The following is a 19,584-nucleotide window of genomic DNA, read 5'->3' on the forward strand; positions in this document are numbered from 1 at the left end:
TATTCAGTTCAATAAATATTTCCTCCTCTATACTTATTCCCGATTAAAATAGCTGTTGTTATGCCGACCATACAGGCCAAAAAACTTACATACAACAAAAATCAAAATCATGATTACAATACAAGCAATACCTACTGGCAACGCTCCAAATGATACAGTAAGTATTGGTACGGAAGCAGTTACTAACCCTCCACCAGCAAACGGGCTGCTAAAGGGAGACCTTAACCCATAAGCAACATACGCATCAGACTGCATTTTGGGGTCTGCCATTCGCAAAAGCATATACCCTACAGCGGCTACACCTGTTGCTGTACCAAATAAAATAATAGAATGCTCAAACCAATCTTTTGCAAATATTCGAGGTCCAATATAGAAGAAGAAGCCCAACATAAGAAATAAAACAACGATGGACATAATCAACAACGGCCAAAAATACTCTAAAACAATTGGGATACTTATCGTTGCAACTGCCGATACAACAAGAAAATCCAGTGCAGTGCCTTGAATGTTTCGAAAGGTTCCAACGTCCACCGCTTCCCATAAAGCTGTTCGTTTTAATATCACTCCAACAATGAAACCTCCGATTAATGCCAGCGGGAAAAGTGGCATGCCAGGTACGAAAGGTTCAATGATGGTTTGCAGAATCCAACCAATAAAAATCGCTATCGATATAATCGCAACATGGAATGCATAGCCTTCAACTACTTCACTTTGAACGGTTTTAACAGAGGAAGATTGCTGCTCAGATTTTGGTATGAGCCCCGTTGTAGTTGAGGTTGAATCCGTAATTGTGTCTTTTATGCCGATATAGTTTGTATATCCTTTTCTAACTGCATAGTTTATTAAAATGGTTCCTCCGATTATTCCAACTAACAATCCAATCGTCGCTGTTGTTAATCCAAGTGATCCACCATCTGAATAACTGAGATTTTCATATACTTCAATCATCCCTCCAGCAGTACCATGGCCTCCCGACCACCCCACCTCAACTAACGTTCCAAATAACGGATCAATTCCAAATAACGGAGTTAAAAATAAGGCAGTTATAATTAATGGTATCCCCCATTGTAAAAAACTACTTGTCCACGAGAATACTAATTGTGGTATCGCCTGCGTCTCTTTAATCCGCTTAAAGTTTACTGTAATTCCAATTAACATTGGAGCAAAAACGATAGAGATTAAAATCGTTGCGTACCCTGACCATGTATCATACATCGAAGTTGGCAATAATTTTAGTCCATGTGGACCAATTATCAAGCCAAGAAAACCAGCAATGAGCGACGCAGGAATAATGAATTTTGTAAATATTTTAACTTTTAAACGGATAATAACCCCTATAAGCATAAGAATCCCTAAACAAATTGTATATATCAACAAAGTACTAAGCGTTCCAGATTCAACACTTTCAATCGGGAGCATAATAACATCTCCTTATCTTCAGTATATTAAAGATTTTTTGCACTTTAACTCTTAAAATAGCTGAAGATCTCCTAACAACTCTATTTTGAACATTTCGTGTTCCCATCTCTGGGAAGAACAAGATTTATTGGCTCCATAGCGCGAGTCACAGGGAGACCGTTTAAATGATGACAAAGTGTACGATTAAATATAAATATAGAAACTTATAACATTAATTTATCCATAATCCGATTACTTTATGTTTCACTACTGACTACGCTACACATGGTCAATTAACTCACCTACTATGGATCCGAATAGGACTATATTTCTCCAAAGAGAAATAGCTATAAACTAGCACACTGAAAAAATACATTTTTCACTTTATAAAATAAAAACAGTATATCTATTAAGCGTCGGATGGATAACAGGAACGTATATTACTGTTCATACGTAACTGCCGATGCCCAATTTACAAATTATCAACCTGTTCAAGATATCTGAAGAAATCTATTCACTTACATAAAAGTAGAAGAAGCTCCCCATAAATCAAGTTCTGTTCCTATACCTTCTTTTTTTGCATTTTTATAAACCTCTTTAGCTACTGCTATATCTTGAATTCCCATCCCCACGCTATTAAAATAGATAAATTCCTGTTCATTTTCTCTTCCCTCTTTTATCCCATTTACAAGCTCTCCTAATTGGGAATGAATACCGCTGTCTTCAAATTCTCCATTCGCATGCATATGACTGAGCGTTTTGTTTCCTCTGCTTTTAATTTTTTCCCAATCATCTACAATCACTTTATCTGCTTTGTGAATCACATCAAATTCACATTCATGCGGTCCAACTTGGAGATAGAGCGCCCCTTGCTCAACCCATTCTGATTTTATAATTGGTTCTTTTGTTACAGTTGCTGTTACGAATACATCGGACCCCACTACAGCATTTTTAGCCGAGTCACTAATGGTCATTTTTACCGTTGGAATATAAGATTGCATGTCATTTATAAAACTTTTCGACCTGTCAAAATCCAAATCAAAAACCTTAACTTCTTCTAGTTGTGGCAAGACGGTATTTAAAGCTAACAATACAGCTCGATTTAAAACACCTGCACCGATAAGACCAATTACTCTAGAATCTTCCTTAGCGAGATACTTTGCGGCTAAGCCATTATTTGCAGCTGTTCTCATCGAGCTAATCAGTGTCCCATCCATGACAGCTATCGGAAGGTAGGTATCAGGGTCATTCAAAATAATCGTTCCGGCTGCACGAGGAAGATTAGATTTAAATGGATTACTAGGATTACTGGATATCCATTTTATCCCTGATAAATTAAATTCTCCTCCAATGTATCCAGGCATACCATTTATACGCCCTATTACTGCTTCAGACTCAACATCTCCCCACCTTAATACGGTTTTATCCGGTAAAACATAGTCCCCTTTTTGATGCAGAGAAAACACTTTTTCAATAATATCAATTGTTTTTTCCATATCTGCTCCGCCACACTGCTTTACTTCTTCTTGGTTCAAAAATATTAAAGGTGCGCTCATTATTAACAACCCTCTCCATAATCAAGTGATGACATATTATCTACGTGTATTCGGGCTTCCCCATAAATCCAATTGTTTACCGATTTTTTTGGATTTTGCTTCTTCATAAATCATCTTTGCTACCGCAATATCCTGTATCCCCAAACCGACACTATTAAAATATATTTTTTCTTTATCATTTTCACGTGTTTTCTTTTTACCGTTTACCAACTCGCCTAGACTGGCATAAACAGCACTATCACTAAGCTTACCTTCCCTATGCATGATGGCAGGCGTAGACCCTCCTCTGCTTTTGATTTTCTTCCAATCATCCACAACAAACTTATCTGTTTCATAGACAACACCAAACTCACATTCATTACTTCCCAGTTGAAGATAAAGTGATCCTTGTCCGACCCATTCCGGCTTAACGATAGGCTCCTTGGATACAGTTGCTGTCACGAATACATCTGAATCTTTCACTGTGTTCTCTGCTGATTCACTAATACTCATTTGAACAGGGACAGTAGATTTCATATCATTAATAAATTGTTGCGATCTATTTTTATCCAAATCATAAATTTTTACCTTTTTTAAGTTAGGTAATACTTCATACAAAGCTAATAAAACTGTTCGATTCAAAACACCTGCACCGATGAGACCAATAACTTCAGAATCTTTTCTAGCAAGATACTTTGCCGCCAAACCATTATTCGCAGCTGTTCTCATTGAGCTAATAAGTGTCCCATCCATGACAGCAATTGGAAGATAGGTATCAGGATCATTCAAGATAATTGTTCCTGCTGCACGAGGAAGGTTGGCTTTAAATGGATTGCTAGGATTACTGGATATCCATTTTATCCCTGATAAATTAAATTCTCCTCCAATGTATCCGGGCATACCATTTATTCGGCCCGTTTTTGATTCAGAATCACCATCCCCCCACCTCAATACTGCTTTATCCGGTAAAACATAGTCCCCTTTTTGATGAAGAGAAAATACTTTTTCAATAATATCAATCGTCTTTTTCATGTCTGCTCCGCCACATTGCTTCACTTCTTCTTGGTTTAAAAATAGTAAAGGTGCATTCACTTTGCTCACCCCCTTATATTAAGAATCCAACTCATATTTTATTTTCGATTCGTACCACTAATAAATAGCTCTTCCTTTTTTACAATGATTTTTAGGATTCTTTTTATTTAATTTATGAAGGATTTTCATCAAGTATTCCTTCATTCTGAAGATGGTCATCTTAAAACCTGTCAACACACGCAATACATGTTGGTCTGTACACAGAAAATGTGATTGATTAAAAGTTTCGTATCTTGCATATCCGTGCTATATAGGAAAACAATTTCAAGATAGACACAGATTCATCTCTTCTGTCACCTTTTCTCCAGCTTGGAAAATTTCTTTCTCAACTACAGCACCTCAAAGGATAAAGTTACTACACGTGCCTGGATTCATCTGAATTATCCTAAAATAAACACACAAAAACACCTGAATCATCAACCTTTCGATTCAGGTGTTTATATCATTTTTACAACTCCGCTTAGAAAACAAATGCCGTCTATAGACAAGGAACTTAGACCACGCAATTCATATAGTTTAAATAGGATTTCCCAATAAGAATAATTATTTTAATTCATATTATGAAAAAACAATAATCAACCGTAAATATACCGAAAAAGCGAATCCTTCGTAAACTTCCCTTCAATTCCAGGTTTCGTTAAAAAGTATTCCACAATTTCTTCTTTCGCAAGACCAATCTCCTTTAACCCGCGGGAAATCATGGATAAATAGGATTGAGGGGGAGTGGTAAATTCGTGCGTTCCCATTACATCCGGATTGGTAAATGTAAACATTGGCGCCCCTTCCTCTTTTCCCAGATAAATAACCCTGCCGTACCAGCCTGCTTTCAAGTCAACATAGCCTTTATTCATAATATCCTGCACGTTGATATTTAAGGCATCCACATTATTTTCCTGCTCCACGACTTCTCCAAATTGCTCATCGGTGATCAGGTACTTTCTTGCATATGTTTTGGTATCTTTATTGGATTTATGTCCAATGAAGGCAACTCCGCCCTTGCCCCATTTGCTTTTTTCCTTTGTAAAATAGAGAGGATAAGGGAGCTCGGCTTTTTTTACTTTCTTTGGCGGGGTCGTATTTTCACATCCCTTTTCCTCTTTTTCAGATCCTTCAGGAATACCTCCTTCAATATAGCAGGAAAAGCGATTTTCGCTAATGTTGGAGCCGTAGCTTACATACCATACGTCCATTATGAGCCTCCTTGTTTTATGTTACTTTGAAAAATAAAGGTAAAACGTTTTTTGTAGTTACAATGTCATTTTCTCTAATTTTTGTTCTGATAAAAAATGAGAAATCGCTATCGAAGTAGCACCGAGCGCACTTGAATAACGACCCAGAGCAGAAAATTTAATCTCCGTATTCTCATTATGATAATAAGATAGCCTATCCTGTAGAACATGATTAACAGGGTTGGTTAACCATCGGCTAAATTGTGAGATTCTATTTCCTATGATAACCATTTCTGGATTAAACGTATTAATAACAGTTGTTAATCCAATTCCGATATACTCCCCTAATGTGTTTAAAATCTGCAGAACTTCTTTATTCCCTGTTTTTGCTTCTGCTACTAGTTTTTCCAGACTTATATCATTCGAACCGCTTAATACTTTTTGCTTTTTTACATGCTCCAAAAGAGCCTGTTCCGATGCATAAAGTTCCCAGCAACCGTGATTTCCGCAACGGCATTTAGGGCCGTTTGCATTAAGAGTAACATGTCCCATTTCTCCAGAGATACCAGATGTACCAGTGTAAAGATTGTTTTTTATAATGATGCCTGTACCTATACCAACTCCAATGCTAATATACACTAAATCAGATACATTCTTCCCTCTCCCATAAAGATGTTCACCATGAACTCCACAATTAGCTTCATTTTGAATTTCAACCGGAATGTGAAGTTCATTTTGTAACTCTGCTTTTAAATCAACATTTTTCCATTTTAGATTTGGGGCAAATAAAATGTTCTCATCGAGATCGACATTACCTGGAACGCCTACACCAATTCCTACTACGCCATACGTGCTTTCCGGAGCCTTTTTAATTAATTTTTTTATGATATTCACTAAATTGTTCTTCACATCTTCATATTCAATGCTAGTTAAAGTCTGGGTAACTTCTTCTACAATATGACCATTCAAATCCGTTAAAACACCGAGAATGTAATTAACGCCCAAGTCAATTCCAACCGAAAAGCCTGCAAGGTTATTAAAATATAATAGCACAGGCTTCCTTCCCCCACTGGATTGGTTAGACTCTATTTCATATACAAATGACTCTTCAAGCATTTCCGAAACCATTGTAGAAACAGTTGCTTTATTGAGTCCAGTTATTTTAGAAATCTGCGAACGGGATAGTGGTTCGTTTTTTTTAATTGAACGAAAAACAATTGACTTATTCATTTGTTTTACAAAATTTTGGTCACCGGTTTGAATTTTTTGCATCTTTTTTCTCCTTTTTATATAATTCTTTATCTTTATTCTATCATAGAAATCACTTAACATTCACCCTCACTTTGTTTAACCATTATATTAATAAATCTTAAATCAATCATATATAAATCAATTCATCTATCATATCAATACCTTTTTTCTTTAATTTTATTGTTGACAACGCTTCCAACAAATACTAAACTTAGTTTTAAGGTTAAACAAAGTTATATAAACTTATTTTAACTAACTTAATGAAATAGGAGGTATTTATAGAATGAGTTATTTTCCAAACGTAAATCAGATAATTTATGAAGGCTCGAAGTCAACGAATCCTTATGCATTTAAGTTCTATAATCCGGAGGAAACCATTGGCGGCGCAAATATGGAGGATTATCTACGTTTTGCAGTAGCATACTGGCATACATTTACTGAAGATTTATCAGACCCATTCGGCTCTGGAACAGCTGTCCGCCCTTGGGATAAATTCTCAGGAATGGACTTAGCAAAAGCTCGTGTAGAGGCAGCTTTTGAATTCTTTGAGAAGCTAAATGTTCCCTATTTCTGTTTTCATGATGTGGATATCGCACCAGAAGGAGAAACTTTAAGAGAAACAAATAAAAACTTAGATACAATCGTCTCCATGATCAAAGATTATATGAAAGACAGCAAAACGAAACTGCTTTGGAATACTGCTAATAATTTTACTCACCCAAGATTTATTCATGGGGCGGCTTCTTCTAACAATGCAGATGTATTCGCCTACGCTGCAGCCAAAGTAAAAAAAGGGTTAGAAATCGGAAAAGAACTTGGTGGAGAAAACTACGTATTTTGGGGAGGCCGAGAAGGTTATGAAACGCTCCTTAACACAGATATGAAACTCGAATTAGACAATCTCGGACGCTTCTTCCATATGGCTGTAGATTATGCTAAAGAAATTGATTTTGATGGTCAGTTCCTAATTGAGCCAAAACCTAAAGAACCAACAACTCACCAATATGATTTTGATGTTGCTAGCAGTTACGCCTTTTTGCAGCATTATGATTTACAAGATCACTTTAAATTCAATATTGAAGCCAATCACGCCACACTTGCAGGTCATACATTTGAGCATGAATTGCACTACGCACGTGTCAATAATATTTTAGGATCAGTAGACGCCAATCAAGGACACCCACTTTTAGGCTGGGATACAGATGAATTCCCAACTGACTTATACGCTACTACACTTGCTATGTATGAAATAATCAAAAATGGCGGACTGGGCCGCGGCGGATTAAACTTTGATGCAAAAGTAAGAAGAGGTTCATTTGAGCCAGAAGATCTTTTTCACGCACATATAGCTGGAATGGATAGTTTCGCAATCGGGTTAAAAGTGGCTCAGAAATTATTAGATGATCAAATTATTGAAAATGTTGTAAATAACAGATATAGCAGCTATACACACGGTATTGGTTTGAACATCGTGGAAGAAAAAATGAATTTCCATAAATTAGAAGAGCATGCACTTGATTTAAAAGAAATAAATCAACAATCCGGACAATTGGAAAGAATCAAGGCAGTAATCAATCAATATCTGCTGACAATTTATTCAGATCAATAAGAACTGGACATAAGGAGGCTGAGTAATGAAGCATGTTATCGGTGTTGATTTGGGGACAAGTGCTGTGAAGCTTTTATTAGTTAATCAACAAGGAGATGTTGTAAAAGAAGTTTCAAAAACATATCCCCTCTTACAAGAAAAAACAGGCTATAGCGAACAGAACCCTAAAGATTGGGTAGACCAAACTGTCGCCGGGCTTTCTGAACTAATTCAACAATTCGAAGGTAAACCAGATGACATTGAAGGTATCAGCTTTTCTGGACAAATGCATGGACTGGTTCTGCTCGATGAAAATCAAAATGTTCTTCGTAATGCAATTTTATGGAATGATACACGAACTACAGCGGAGTGTCAGGAGATTTATGAAAAAGTGGGAAAAGAAAGACTGCTTCGTATCACGAAAAATTTAGCATTAGAAGGATTTACATTACCTAAATTATTATGGGTAAAAAATCATGAGCCTGAGCTTTATAGTAAAGTAAAAACGTTTTTGTTACCAAAAGATTATGTCCGTTTGAAGCTTACTAAAAGTTTGCATACGGAATATTCCGATGCAGCTGGTACCTTATTGCTAAATGTAGCAGAAAAAGAATGGAGCAAGAGTATTTGTGATTTATTAGATATCAATTTGGATATATGTCCACCCTTGGTAGAATCTTCTGAAGAAATTGGAATATTGACCCCTGAGATTATTGAAAAAACTGGTCTGTCCAAATCAACTCGCATCTTTACTGGCGGTGCTGACAATGTATGCGGCGCAATTGGATCAGGAGTCTTAACAGAAGGTAAAACAATGGCCAGTATCGGGACATCCGGGGTAGTTCTCGCTCATGAAGACCGAAGAGATCGCAACTTTCAGGGAAAAGTTCACTATTTTAATCATGGCGTACCAAATGCTTATTATACTATGGGAGTGACACTAGCGGCTGGTCAAAGCCTTACGTGGTTTAAAGATACTTTCGCAGAAGAAAAAACGTTTGACCAATTGCTTAACGATGTTGATAAAGTTCCACCGGGTGCAAATGGTTTACTATTCGCACCTTATATTGCAGGTGAACGCACCCCCTATGTTGATGCATCTATTCGTGGAAGTTTCATTGGAATAGACAGTTCTCACAAGATGAAACATTTTGTACGGTCTGTTATGGAAGGAGTTACATTTTCGTTAAATGAGTCTGTCCAGTTATTCCGGGACCAAGGGAAGAAAATCGATCAAATTATTTCCGTTGGTGGTGGTTCAAAAAATGAGATATGGCTGCAAATGCAAGCAGATATCTTTAATACAGAGGTTGTCAAATTATCCAATGAGCAAGGTCCAGGAATGGGAGCAGCAATGTTAGCAGCTTATGGTTGCAGGTGGTTTAGAACACTTGAAGATTGCGCAGATACTTTTTTACATGCAGAAAAAATATATAAACCGATAGAAGAAAATGTAGTAGTTTATCAAACTTTATTTAAACTCTACCAACAAGTCTATACTTCAACACAATCACTAAATAAAAAGTTGATGCAGCACCGGCAGTAATACATGGAGTCATGAGATTGATAATTTAAAAGATAACTGCTCCACGCAGTTATCACAGAAGAAGCTAGTAGAAACAATCAAAAAAATTTCATTTTAATATGTAAGGGTTCTCTTTATGGCAGGTTGACGTTATCTTTTCATTAAAAATGGAGGTATGAAAATGCATGCTGCACAATCGGAGCAAAGTGAAACACAAATAGTAAAAACGCAAAAGCTAAAAATGAGTGAAAAACTAACATTTGGTATAGGAGATTTTGGAGCAAATTATAGCTGGACCTTTATTGCCTCTTTTCTCACTATATATATGACGGATACAGTGGGGATTTCAGCTGGAATAATTGGAACGATTATTCTAATCTCCCGTGTTACAGACGGGTTCACTGATTTATTTATGGGGACCTTAATCGATAACACGAATTCAAAAATGGGCAAAGCCAAACCATGGGTGTTTTGGACAGCTCCCATTCTCGGTTTATTGACATTTTTATTATTCAATGTGCCAGGGGCATTAGACCAAACTGGAAAAATCATATATATTTTTATCATCTATTTGTTAATCTCTGCAGTTTTTTATACCGCTAATAACGTCGCTTATTCTTCTCTGACTTCTCTTATGACAAATGATAAGAATGATCGCGTTTCATTAGGAAGCATCCGCTTTATTTTTTCACAGCTGGCTGTTTTATCCATTACAACATTTACGACTTTTTTTGTAAGCGGATTCGGCGGCGGTCAACAGGGATGGACGATTACTACAATAATTTATGCTTTTTTATGCGCGGTCCCTTTGATGATTACCGGGTGGTTTGTAAAAGAAAGAAATATTGCTAAGCGAAAGACTGAAAATAATACAACACAAAGAGTTCCCTTTTTTCTCATAATGAAAGTATTGTTAACAAATAAATACTTTATTATCACAATTGTTTTGTACTTACTTTGGTATTTAAGGCAGACTGATAACGGTATCAGAGTTTATTATGCTACTTACGTATTTAACAACGCTGACATCATGGCTATATTAAGCTTAGCAACTACTGTTCCAACAATAATAGGATTAATGTACGCACCTAAATTTGTAGAAAAGTTCGGAATTCGAAGAAGTATCGTCATAGGGTTAATTATTTCCATTATCTCTTATTTGATTATGACCGTATTCTCTGAGAATTTAACGTTACTGACTATAGGTCTTATTGTAAACGCTATCGGTGTTGTTCCTTTCACAGGTGCACTTAGCGCTATTGTAGCAGACGTAGGAGATTTGATTTATTGGAAATCAGGAGTTCCTGTACAAGGATCTGTGTTTAGTTTAACAAGCGCTGGCATGAAGATTGGATCTGGGTTACAAGGGGCTATCGTCGGTTGGACACTAACTATTGGCGGATACGTTGCTGGTTCTTCCATTCAACCGGACAGCTCGATTTTAGCAATGAAATCCATGCAAATTTATTTCCCTTTTGCATGTATCATCATTATTATGCTAGTCACATTCACATTAAATTACGAAAAATTTATTCCATCTGTTAAGAAAGAAATTCAAGAAGGAAAAGTTGGCGAGAATCGTACTAAAAACTTAGTGAAACTTTAATTATATAGGGAGGAAATAAAAAATGACTTTTGAATATCATGTAGCGAAAAACGGGTCTGATATGGCCGAAGGAACAAAACAAAATCCTTTTTTAACAATTAACAAAGCAGCTTCTATTGCAGTGGCAGGTGATAAAGTTATTGTACATGAAGGAGAATACAGAGAACGAGTAAACCCTCAAAATTCCGGATTAAGCAATCTCAGAAGAATCACTTACGAAGCAGCAGAAGGTGAAAAAATAATTATTAAAGGTTCAGAGCATATCCAAGATTGGCAGGCAGTAGAAAATAATGTATGGAAAGTTCAATTACCTAATTCATTTTTTGGAGAGTACAATCCCTATACCGAAGAAATTTTTGGTGACTGGGTCGTTTATAACCCCGGAAGACATTTAGGAGACGTTTATTTAAATGGTATGTCCTTTTACGAAACAGAAAGCTATGAACAACTACTGGATCCCGAGATACAAACAGAAGTATTAGATCATTGGACAAACGAAGTCGTCCCTGTTCATAATCAAGAGCAAACAAAATTTGTTTGGTTTGCAGAGGTCGATGAATACTACACAACAATTTACGCTAATTTTCATGAGTTTGATCCAAATAAAGAATTAGTAGAAATAAACGTTAGAAAATCTGTGTTTTATCCAGAAAATACAGGTATTGATTATATTACAGTTAAAGGATTTGAATTAGCACAAGCAGCTACTCCTTGGGCACCGCCTACCGCTGATCAACCTGGACTGATTGGTCCTCATTGGAGTAAAGGCTGGATAATCGAGGATAATATCATTCATGATGCGAAATGCAGCGCAATCAGTATTGGAAAAGAAGCCAGCACTGGAAATAACTTTAGCAGCAAACGAAAAGATAAGCCGGGTTACCAATATCAATTAGAATCTGTGTTCCACGCTCACCAAGCAGGTTGGAACAAAGAAAAAGTCGGTTCCCATATTATCCGAAATAACACAATCTATGATTGCGGCCAGAATGGCATCGTAGGTCATCTTGGCTGTGTATTTAGCGAAATCTATAATAATCATATTTATAACATTGCATTAAAGAGAGAATTTTTCGGGCATGAGATAGCAGGTATTAAATTACATGCCGCGATTGATACGCAAATTCACAATAACCGTTTCCATGACTGTTCTCTAGGCATATGGTCAGATTGGCAAACACAAGGTACGAGAATAAGCAAAAATCTATTTTATAGAAATAATCGCGACTTGTTTGTTGAGGTTAGCAGTGGTCCTTATTTAGTTGATCATAATATACTAACTGCAGACTATGCTTTAGATAATCATGCACAGGGCGGTGCTTACGTAAATAATATCATTCGCGGCAAAATGGTTCATCGCAAAATGTTGGATCGTCCAACTCCTTACCATTATCCACACAGCACAAAGGTAGCTGGTTTTGCAGCTACTTATGGCGGAGATGACCGTTTTTATAATAATATATTCATCGGCGATTCCAACTTTGAAGGAGTTGGCACAGCTCATTACAACGGCTATACAGCGTCATTAGAGGAGTATATTGAGACTGTAAAACAAGAGCCTGGCGACCATGAAGCATTCCATAAGGTGAATCAGCCTGTATATATCAATCATAATGCCTATTTCAACGGAGCAGCTTCTTTTGAAAGGGAAAAAGATAAGCTTGAAGTAAATCGTTTTGACCCTAAACTACGTATTATTGAAGAAGGCAATGAAGTGTATCTCTCTTGTGAACTTCCGGATGATTTTGAAAACATCCTCGGAGAAATCCAATCTACCGGAACGCTACCTCGAGTACGAATTGTTGATGCAGATTTTGAAAACCCAGATGGAAGTGAAGTTACTTTAGATACAGATTATCTGGGTAAACAAAGAACAGAAAAAAGTGTTTTGGGACCAATTGTTGATTTAAAAAATGGAGAAAACTATGTGAAAGTCTGGGGATAAATGTTAGTCTAAACGAGATAAAATTAAATAAAAAGGGCTTGGATTATCAAGTCCTTTTTTCACTTACTCATATTGGAGTTGATCTTATGAAAGTAAACACAAAATACTTAAATGAAACGTGGAAGCTTTTCGTCTTAAAAAATGATTTTGGTATGGAGGTAAATATATTAAATTTCGGCGGAATTATCACGAAAATTAGTACTCCAGATAAAAATGGAAAAGTTGAAAATGTTGTTTTGGGATATGATAACTACGAAAATTATGAGACAGACCCTTATTTTTTGGGCGCTATTATTGGCCGAGTAGCTGGACGAATCAAAAATGCGCACTTTTCATTAAATGGAAAACAATATGAACTAGAAGCAAATGATGGAGTAAATCATTTGCACGGCGGCTCCAATGGATTTCACCAAGTCCTTTGGGAAGGAGAAACATTTGAATCAGATGCGTACGCAGGCGTCACCTTGCATTATATTAGCAGTGATGGCGAAAATGGTTTCCCCGGAAATGTGAAGACAGACGTTACATACACATTAACCAAAGACAATGAATTAATATTGGACTATTGGGCACAGACAGACGAAACAACACCGCTTACTTTAACAAATCATTCCTATTTTAATTTAACAGGCAATTTACGTGATTCAATACATGATCATCATGTTACGATAGATAGCCATCAATTTACAGAGCTGGATGGTGCCTTGTTACCCACTGGAAGATTACTTGATGTAAAGAACACCCCCTTTGATTTTACTCAAGGTCAGACGCTCAAGGAAGGTATAGTATCAAATTTCGAACAGAATAAGATTGTAGGAAATGGTTTTGACCATTATTTTATATTCGATCACGATAAAAAGGAAAATGTATTTGTCAGCGAGAAGACGAGTGGACGCACGCTTGCTATTGAAACGAATCAGCCAGGAATGGTGATGTACACTTCAAATAGTTTAGATGATGGGGCGGCGTTGTTGGAAGGGGCAACTCAAAAGTATTTGGGTGTGTGTTTTGAAACACAGGGATTTACTGGTTCATTGCATGATGATGGTTTGCCTAGTATTATTTTGGGGGCTGGGGAGGTGTACCGGAAACGAACGGCGTTTCGATTTGGGGTGGAAGAGTAAGTTGTAAATAGGAACCAAAAAATCCCCATAAACTTCAGGCCTTCCTGTTCGCTTATGGGGAATCTTATTTTTAATCTATGGTTTACTTTTCTATCGTAATCGTACTACCAGGCTTCACATCAACAATTTCTTTCTCTTCTAAATAAAGTGAACCTGATTGTCCCGCTGTAGTGCTGCCATCAAATTTCAATGTGATATGACCTAAATCATTTAAATTCTTTCTTACTGCATCACCAACACTTGTGATCTGATAAGAAACATTATCTAACTTTAATGTGTCTCCTACTGCAATATCTTCATCGACAGGCACTAAATCTATCACGTAGCAAAAATCTGCTAGTTCATTTGGTGCATTATCTCCAAATAAAACCATCATTTTTTCTGCTTCAAATGCTTTTGCGTCTTTTCCGATACTTTTAATTGCTGTTTGATACATGTTAAAACACTCCTAAATTTATTAATTTCTTATCTTTTCATCTATTATTTATACAGCCCAAAGCTTGCCAGCCAGGCGACAAATACTCTTGGTACACCATTTAAGAATCTGGAATACAGGACAGATGGTACACCGACTTCAATTGTTTTTGTTTCTGCTTCTGCAAGACCTAAACCTACAGGGATAAAGTCAGCAGCATTTTGAGTATTGATAGCAAATAATGCTGGTAATGCTAGGTTTGGAGGGATGTTCCCTTTACCGATCTCTACACCAATTAATGTTCCTAATACTTGTCCAATGACTCCGCCTGGCCCGAGTAATGGGCTTAGGAAAGGCAAAGAACATACAAAGCCGATAACCATTAGTCCCCAAATGTTTCCTGCCAGCGGAGACATAATATTAGCAAATAAATCACCGATTCCAGAGCCTTGAATGATACCAATTAACAGGGCAACGAATCCCATAAAAGGAATAACAGTGTGCAGCATCGTTTCTACAGCATCACGGGAGGCCTGATAGAAAGTGTTAATTACTTTCCCTGCCCCTAAACCAATTTTGGTGAGCAAGCTTTTGTTTTCTTGCTCCGCACGTGTTTCCATAATTTTTTTATCTTTAGAATAGGTTGTTTCTTGCTCTGTCTTTTCTTCCTTCTCTGTTTCCTCAGAAGAAGCCTGCTGAACCGTCTTAGAAGCTTGGTCAGTGCCTTCCTCTTCCCCAACAACACTTACCTGATCCACATCTACATTCGATACATAAATATCTTCTGTAATATACTGTCTTAATGGACCGCTTTTTCCTGTCGCCATAATATTAACTGTCGGGATACCTTTTTGGGGGTAGATACCACAGCGTAATGTACCTCCACAGTCAATAACAGCAACCATAATTTCGTCTTCTGGTACGGAAGTTTCAAAGCCGTTTACCGCAGAAGCGCCGGTAATTTCACATATTTTATCTACAATAGCAGGTTTATGACCGCCTGTCACATACATTACTTTATCTTTTTTACCATTTACACCGATTACTAAAGGACCGCCGAACCCGCCAGAACCTTTAACTATTTTGACTTTTTTACTCATGGCTTTACACCTACCCCTCTATATGAACTTTTTTACTTAATTTTACTTTTTGTTGTTTTTCTACATAACTTGTTGTAAAGTCAGTTACCCAGCCACCAATAAAGTTCATTACTAAACCAACCAGTAAATAGCGAATTGCTAAATCTGTCATAGGTAATCCCAATTGTTGAATCCCGCTTGCAATACCTAAGAAAATAAATAATTCTGCCGGGTTAATATGAGGGAAAATACCGTTACTTGTATGTGCGAACTGTCCTGCTGCAGCAAAATAGCTTGGCTTGTACTTTTCTGGTAAAAATCGCCCTAAAGAGTGAAGCATTGGATTTGCCAGCATAAATGAACCTAAGAATGGCAGCACCATATATCTTAATAATGGGTTTCCTGCTGATTTTTGGGCTATCTTATTAATACGGTTTTCTCCAATTAGCTGGATTAATGTATTCATTGCAATTAATAACATAAGAACTAATGGAACGATGGATCCCATCCATCCAATAAACGTATCTGCACCTGTTTGGAAGAGGTTGATAAACCCTTCCGCTAATTTAACTATGAAGTCCATGTTTCTTGACCCCTTTCTTTGTGAACATTTTATTTACTTTATTTACAACTTTCATCATTGGTGAAGGAATTTGTTCGATTTCTCCACCAGCCTGCACTACATTAAATGTATGTTGTGCATCAACAATGGCACGTTTTAAAAGCTTATTATAGTCTATGAAATCTTCTTCCTTGAGCTTATTCATCTTTTTTCCTTCTAAGCCCTTCAACTGCTTAAATCTGGAAAACACTGTCACTCCTTGCATATAACGTGCTTCTTCTATTTCATTTTTATTATTTAATTGAAATAACACAAGCGTTCCTGATCTAATAATTGCTGGTCGTCTTCCAATAGCTACACGACCCTTTTCTCTCAACTCCGTATAATGCTTAGTGAAATGCTTGATTTGGACAAAACCAAATAAATATTGGACAACAAAACCAACTGCTAAAATAATAATCAGCATAATAAAAAACATAAGCTATTTCCTCATTTCTTGATTCAAAATATATGCAAACGAAGTATAATCCATATCTTTAGTCATTTTATTAAGTAGATAACCATTAGTGGTCATCGCCAACACTTCTTCATATACTCTAATTAACACTGCTTCATTACCAGTTTGATCCGGTGTAGCTAATAAGATGACAATAGTGACATTCTGATAATCTCTTAAGGGGCTATCTAACAAAGCAACTTTTATACAAATACCGTCTTGATGATGACTCACATGGGGAAACGCCAAATCACCCATAACCGTTGATTTCATTTGTTCCCGTGCTATAATACGCTTTGTAAATTCTCCATCAACTTTTCCTTCTTTGATTAACTCACCAGATAAAAATCGAATAACATCTTCATAGTAATCAAACGTATCGACATGATAAAAATCTTTTTCTTCAATAAAATCTACAAGAACACTTTGATTGAATAACTTTTTATTCTTAACATCTTTATAAACTAAGAATTGCTCGATTTTTAATTTCAGTAATTGTGTATCCAGTATATTCTCGATATAGACTACTTTATTAAATAGACGGTTTGTCCAAACAGTAGAAACAATCAAATCAAATTGTTTGATATTCTCTGTTTTTAGCACATCTTCATTAAATACCTCAATGTCAATTTGATTACTAAAGATTTTCTGTAAATTTGTTGTTAGCAACTTCGATGCGCTTAAGCCTTGGTTTGTAATAACAGCAACCGATTTAATGTCACGGATTTTCTGTTCTAACTGTTCCAAATACACACTAAAATATAACGAAAGAAAACTAAGCTCATTAATAGGAACTTCCATATTTATTTCTTTTTTTATATTTTCGGCTAGAACACTTGATAGCTCATATGCAAACGGAAAACGTTGCTGTACATCCTCCATCAAGTTGTTATTTACCTTTACACTGAAAATCAAACGGTTAATTAAATGTTTGATGTGAAGCTGAATATCTTTACTAAACATGGCTTCATCAATTTTAATCGTGTAGTAATAATTGATGTCTTTAATCGTATTCTTTATAATACGCTCAAGCATCGAATGCTCATTTTCATTAATTATTTCATCTATAATGGAAGCTCTGCGTCCAAGTAGTTGAAGAACAATAACAAAAATTTCCTGATTAACGTTTTCTAGATTATACCTACCTGCAATTGCTTCCTTCAATGCTTGAAAACTTTGAAAGTCTTTTGATTCAAATACCTGTTGGTCAATATCCAAGTCTGTTTCAATAAAAATTCCACTTTCAAGCCTGGCCAGTGTAACTTGTGTAGCTAATCGCAATCTGGAAGATGACGAATCATCTAAGTTGTATTTCTTTTTTAAATTCAGTAAATGATGTTCAATTTGATCAGGAAGCGGTTGTTCGTGATAACTATTAGGAAACTGTTCAATAATTACTTTCCGAATGGCAATTTCGTTCCCTTCCAGTTGTAAGCCAACATTCTGTGTCCCCTTAATATCCACTGGATAAGAATGCAACTTTTCTTTTAATTCAGCTATAATATTATTGACAACACCTTTGCTTAAGAACAACTCTTCAGCAATATCATCAATTGTGCTCTTCTGATGTTTTAATAAATGATGAAAAACAGTATCCTGCCGATGATTCAATTCGCTTTCATATCTCTTTAATTCTTTCCTCCATGTCTCTAAGAGGTCCGAAAACCTACTTTCATCAAGGATGAATATCGACATAATATGATGTTCCTTTATAATTTGAGAAGTGCCTTCAAAATAATCATTAATCTGAGCTACATAATTGGACAACGTTCGTTGCGATATATTCAATAAATGGGAAAGTTTTTCAGCTGAAATATTTTCCGATATAAGCACTTCTACTATTTTCAAATGCTTCTTATTAAGCTCCATAACTTCCCCCCTATCCTAATCTGGGGATTAACCTCTTGATTTACCCCCAGAGATATTGATTGTTGTTCCAGTGATATAGCTTGACTTCTCAGAACTTAAATAACATACCAAATCAGCAACTTCTGCTAATTGGCCAACACGACGAATTGGAATGGACTTAGAGTAATCGCCATTTAATTGATCCACAGTTGTATTTCTTGTATAAGCAAGCGCTTCTTCATATTGCTGCGTTCTCAATCCTGTTTCCTCTAAAATTCCTGGTGCAATTGCAACAACACGGATGTTGTGCTTTCCTAATTCCTTTGCCCAGCTTCTTGTGAAACCAATTAGAGCCGCTTTAGTAGCGGAATAAATGCTTTGACCTTCTGAACCTTCTTGCCCAGCTTCACTAGAAATATTAATAATAACGCCTTTTTTTGATTTGATAAAATAACGAGACACTTCTTGACTAAAAAGAACGGGTCCTTTTAAGTTGACACCTAGCATCAAATCCAGATCTTTCATATTAATTTCATATTCCGGCTTTTCTCCTTTTGCATCTACTAATAGTCTTGGTAAATTGATCCCTGCATTATTCACTAATACATCAATTTGAGATTGCTCATCAAAGATTGATTGAACCGTACTACGAACAGCCTCTTCATCAACCACATTTGTTTCTTTAAAATGATAATGCGAATGATCAATTGGATTGTCACGTAAATCTGCATTATATACAACTGCTTTATTATCTAAAAGAGATTGAACAATTTGTCTGCCAATACCTGATGAACCTCCAGTTACAATGACCACTTTATTTTCTATATCTAACCAACTATTTCCCATAAAGATGCCTCCTACATTTTTCGATTATATTCATTATATGTCTAACCGCTTTCAAAATTAATATGTAGTTTTGTGCAGTTTTATGAAAAAGAGAAAATAATTATT

General features: G+C 36.2%; 16 protein-coding genes. 5 read left to right on the forward strand and 11 right to left on the reverse strand.

Annotated elements, in window-relative coordinates; all coding sequences use genetic code 11:
- Positions 1–33: 33 nt before the first annotated feature.
- The 5 genes from MKX55_RS19770 to MKX55_RS19790 form a co-directional block, all read right to left on the reverse strand.
- Positions 34–1,419 (reverse strand): hypothetical protein, encoded by a 1,386-nt coding sequence (locus MKX55_RS19770; protein WP_339234378.1) that lies wholly within the window; start codon positions 1,417–1,419, stop codon positions 34–36.
- A 497-nt stretch (positions 1,420–1,916) separates the two neighbouring features.
- Positions 1,917–2,954, reverse strand: coding sequence for a hypothetical protein (locus MKX55_RS19775; protein ID WP_339234380.1), 1,038 nt, complete (start codon positions 2,952–2,954; stop codon positions 1,917–1,919).
- 36 nt (positions 2,955–2,990) lie between these two features.
- Positions 2,991–3,965, reverse strand: coding sequence for a hypothetical protein (locus tag MKX55_RS19780; protein WP_339234381.1), 975 nt, complete (start codon positions 3,963–3,965; stop codon positions 2,991–2,993).
- A 635-nt stretch (positions 3,966–4,600) separates the two neighbouring features.
- Positions 4,601–5,215, reverse strand: coding sequence for a hypothetical protein (locus MKX55_RS19785; RefSeq protein ID WP_339234383.1), 615 nt, complete (start codon positions 5,213–5,215; stop codon positions 4,601–4,603).
- 57 nt (positions 5,216–5,272) lie between these two features.
- Positions 5,273–6,466, reverse strand: a complete 1,194-nt coding sequence (locus MKX55_RS19790; RefSeq protein ID WP_339234385.1) for an ROK family protein — start codon at positions 6,464–6,466, stop codon at positions 5,273–5,275.
- 262 nt (positions 6,467–6,728) lie between these two features.
- On the opposite strand from MKX55_RS19790, the gene xylA reads away from it, so the two are divergent.
- The 5 genes from xylA to MKX55_RS19815 all read left to right on the forward strand — a co-directional run bounded on the left by xylA (position 6,729) and on the right by MKX55_RS19815 (position 14,233).
- Positions 6,729–8,054 carry a xylose isomerase gene (gene xylA, locus MKX55_RS19795; RefSeq protein WP_339234387.1) on the forward strand — a complete coding sequence of 442 codons (1,326 nt, stop codon included), beginning with the start codon at positions 6,729–6,731 and terminating at the stop codon, positions 8,052–8,054.
- Between the two features lie 25 nt (positions 8,055–8,079).
- Complete coding sequence (xylB, locus tag MKX55_RS19800) at positions 8,080–9,579, forward strand: xylulokinase (protein WP_339234389.1); 1,500 nt, start codon at positions 8,080–8,082, stop codon at positions 9,577–9,579.
- A gap of 160 nt (positions 9,580–9,739) precedes the next feature.
- Positions 9,740–11,164: a glycoside-pentoside-hexuronide (GPH):cation symporter gene (locus tag MKX55_RS19805; RefSeq protein WP_339234391.1), complete on the forward strand. Its 1,425-nt coding sequence runs from the start codon at positions 9,740–9,742 to the stop codon at positions 11,162–11,164.
- Between the two features lie 22 nt (positions 11,165–11,186).
- Positions 11,187–13,109, forward strand: coding sequence for a right-handed parallel beta-helix repeat-containing protein (locus MKX55_RS19810; protein WP_339234394.1), 1,923 nt, complete (start codon positions 11,187–11,189; stop codon positions 13,107–13,109).
- A gap of 86 nt (positions 13,110–13,195) precedes the next feature.
- A complete protein-coding gene (locus MKX55_RS19815; protein WP_339234396.1) occupies positions 13,196–14,233 on the forward strand; it encodes an aldose epimerase family protein in 1,038 nt (345 codons plus the stop codon).
- An 82-nt stretch (positions 14,234–14,315) separates the two neighbouring features.
- On the opposite strand, the gene MKX55_RS19820 is transcribed toward MKX55_RS19815, so the two are convergent.
- From MKX55_RS19820 to MKX55_RS19845, 6 genes are read right to left on the reverse strand one after another with little or no spacing between them, the layout of a single operon-like run.
- Positions 14,316–14,669 carry a PTS glucitol/sorbitol transporter subunit IIA gene (locus MKX55_RS19820; RefSeq protein WP_339234399.1) on the reverse strand — a complete coding sequence of 118 codons (354 nt, stop codon included), beginning with the start codon at positions 14,667–14,669 and terminating at the stop codon, positions 14,316–14,318.
- Between the two features lie 44 nt (positions 14,670–14,713).
- The gene (locus MKX55_RS19825; RefSeq protein WP_212928702.1) at positions 14,714–15,748 is read right to left on the reverse strand and encodes a PTS glucitol/sorbitol transporter subunit IIB; all 1,035 of its coding nucleotides are present in this window, start codon (positions 15,746–15,748) and stop codon (positions 14,714–14,716) included.
- Between the two features lie 10 nt (positions 15,749–15,758).
- Positions 15,759–16,310, reverse strand: coding sequence for a PTS glucitol/sorbitol transporter subunit IIC (locus MKX55_RS19830; RefSeq protein WP_339234401.1), 552 nt, complete (start codon positions 16,308–16,310; stop codon positions 15,759–15,761).
- A complete protein-coding gene (locus tag MKX55_RS19835) occupies positions 16,294–16,767 on the reverse strand; it encodes a transcriptional regulator GutM (RefSeq protein ID WP_212928700.1) in 474 nt (157 codons plus the stop codon). Before MKX55_RS19835 ends, MKX55_RS19830 begins: the two co-directional genes overlap by 17 nt.
- Before the next feature lie 3 nt (positions 16,768–16,770).
- Positions 16,771–18,654 carry a PRD domain-containing protein gene (locus tag MKX55_RS19840; protein ID WP_339234404.1) on the reverse strand — a complete coding sequence of 628 codons (1,884 nt, stop codon included), beginning with the start codon at positions 18,652–18,654 and terminating at the stop codon, positions 16,771–16,773.
- 27 nt (positions 18,655–18,681) lie between these two features.
- On the reverse strand, positions 18,682–19,479 hold the full coding sequence (locus MKX55_RS19845) for an SDR family oxidoreductase (protein ID WP_339234406.1): 798 nt from the start codon (positions 19,477–19,479) through the stop codon (positions 18,682–18,684).
- Positions 19,480–19,584: the final 105 nt, after the last annotated feature.

The sequence above is a fragment of the Oceanobacillus sp. FSL W7-1281 genome (assembly GCF_037969835.1).
In the GTDB taxonomy this organism is placed as follows: domain Bacteria; phylum Bacillota; class Bacilli; order Bacillales; family Amphibacillaceae; genus Oceanobacillus; species Oceanobacillus oncorhynchi.

Bases quoted from the DNA above. Each gene is read 5' to 3' on its own strand.
- MKX55_RS19840 (WP_339234404.1), bottom strand. From the start codon at position 18,654: ATGGAGCTTAATAAGAAGCATTTGAAAATAGTAGAAGTGCTTATATCG.
- MKX55_RS19825 (WP_212928702.1), bottom strand. From the start codon at position 15,748: ATGAGTAAAAAAGTCAAAATAGTTAAAGGTTCTGGCGGGTTCGGCGGT.
- xylA (WP_339234387.1), top strand. From the start codon at position 6,729: ATGAGTTATTTTCCAAACGTAAATCAGATAATTTATGAAGGCTCGAAG.
- MKX55_RS19810 (WP_339234394.1), top strand. From the start codon at position 11,187: ATGACTTTTGAATATCATGTAGCGAAAAACGGGTCTGATATGGCCGAA.
- MKX55_RS19770 (WP_339234378.1), bottom strand. From the start codon at position 1,419: ATGCTCCCGATTGAAAGTGTTGAATCTGGAACGCTTAGTACTTTGTTG.
- MKX55_RS19780 (WP_339234381.1), bottom strand. From the start codon at position 3,965: ATGAAAAAGACGATTGATATTATTGAAAAAGTATTTTCTCTTCATCAA.
- MKX55_RS19835 (WP_212928700.1), bottom strand. From the start codon at position 16,767: ATGTTTTTTATTATGCTGATTATTATTTTAGCAGTTGGTTTTGTTGTC.
- MKX55_RS19805 (WP_339234391.1), top strand. From the start codon at position 9,740: ATGCATGCTGCACAATCGGAGCAAAGTGAAACACAAATAGTAAAAACG.
- MKX55_RS19790 (WP_339234385.1), bottom strand. From the start codon at position 6,466: ATGCAAAAAATTCAAACCGGTGACCAAAATTTTGTAAAACAAATGAAT.
- MKX55_RS19775 (WP_339234380.1), bottom strand. From the start codon at position 2,954: ATGAGCGCACCTTTAATATTTTTGAACCAAGAAGAAGTAAAGCAGTGT.
- MKX55_RS19785 (WP_339234383.1), bottom strand. From the start codon at position 5,215: ATGGACGTATGGTATGTAAGCTACGGCTCCAACATTAGCGAAAATCGC.
- MKX55_RS19820 (WP_339234399.1), bottom strand. From the start codon at position 14,669: ATGTATCAAACAGCAATTAAAAGTATCGGAAAAGACGCAAAAGCATTT.
- MKX55_RS19815 (WP_339234396.1), top strand. From the start codon at position 13,196: ATGAAAGTAAACACAAAATACTTAAATGAAACGTGGAAGCTTTTCGTC.
- xylB (WP_339234389.1), top strand. From the start codon at position 8,080: ATGAAGCATGTTATCGGTGTTGATTTGGGGACAAGTGCTGTGAAGCTT.
- MKX55_RS19830 (WP_339234401.1), bottom strand. From the start codon at position 16,310: ATGGACTTCATAGTTAAATTAGCGGAAGGGTTTATCAACCTCTTCCAA.
- MKX55_RS19845 (WP_339234406.1), bottom strand. From the start codon at position 19,479: ATGGGAAATAGTTGGTTAGATATAGAAAATAAAGTGGTCATTGTAACT.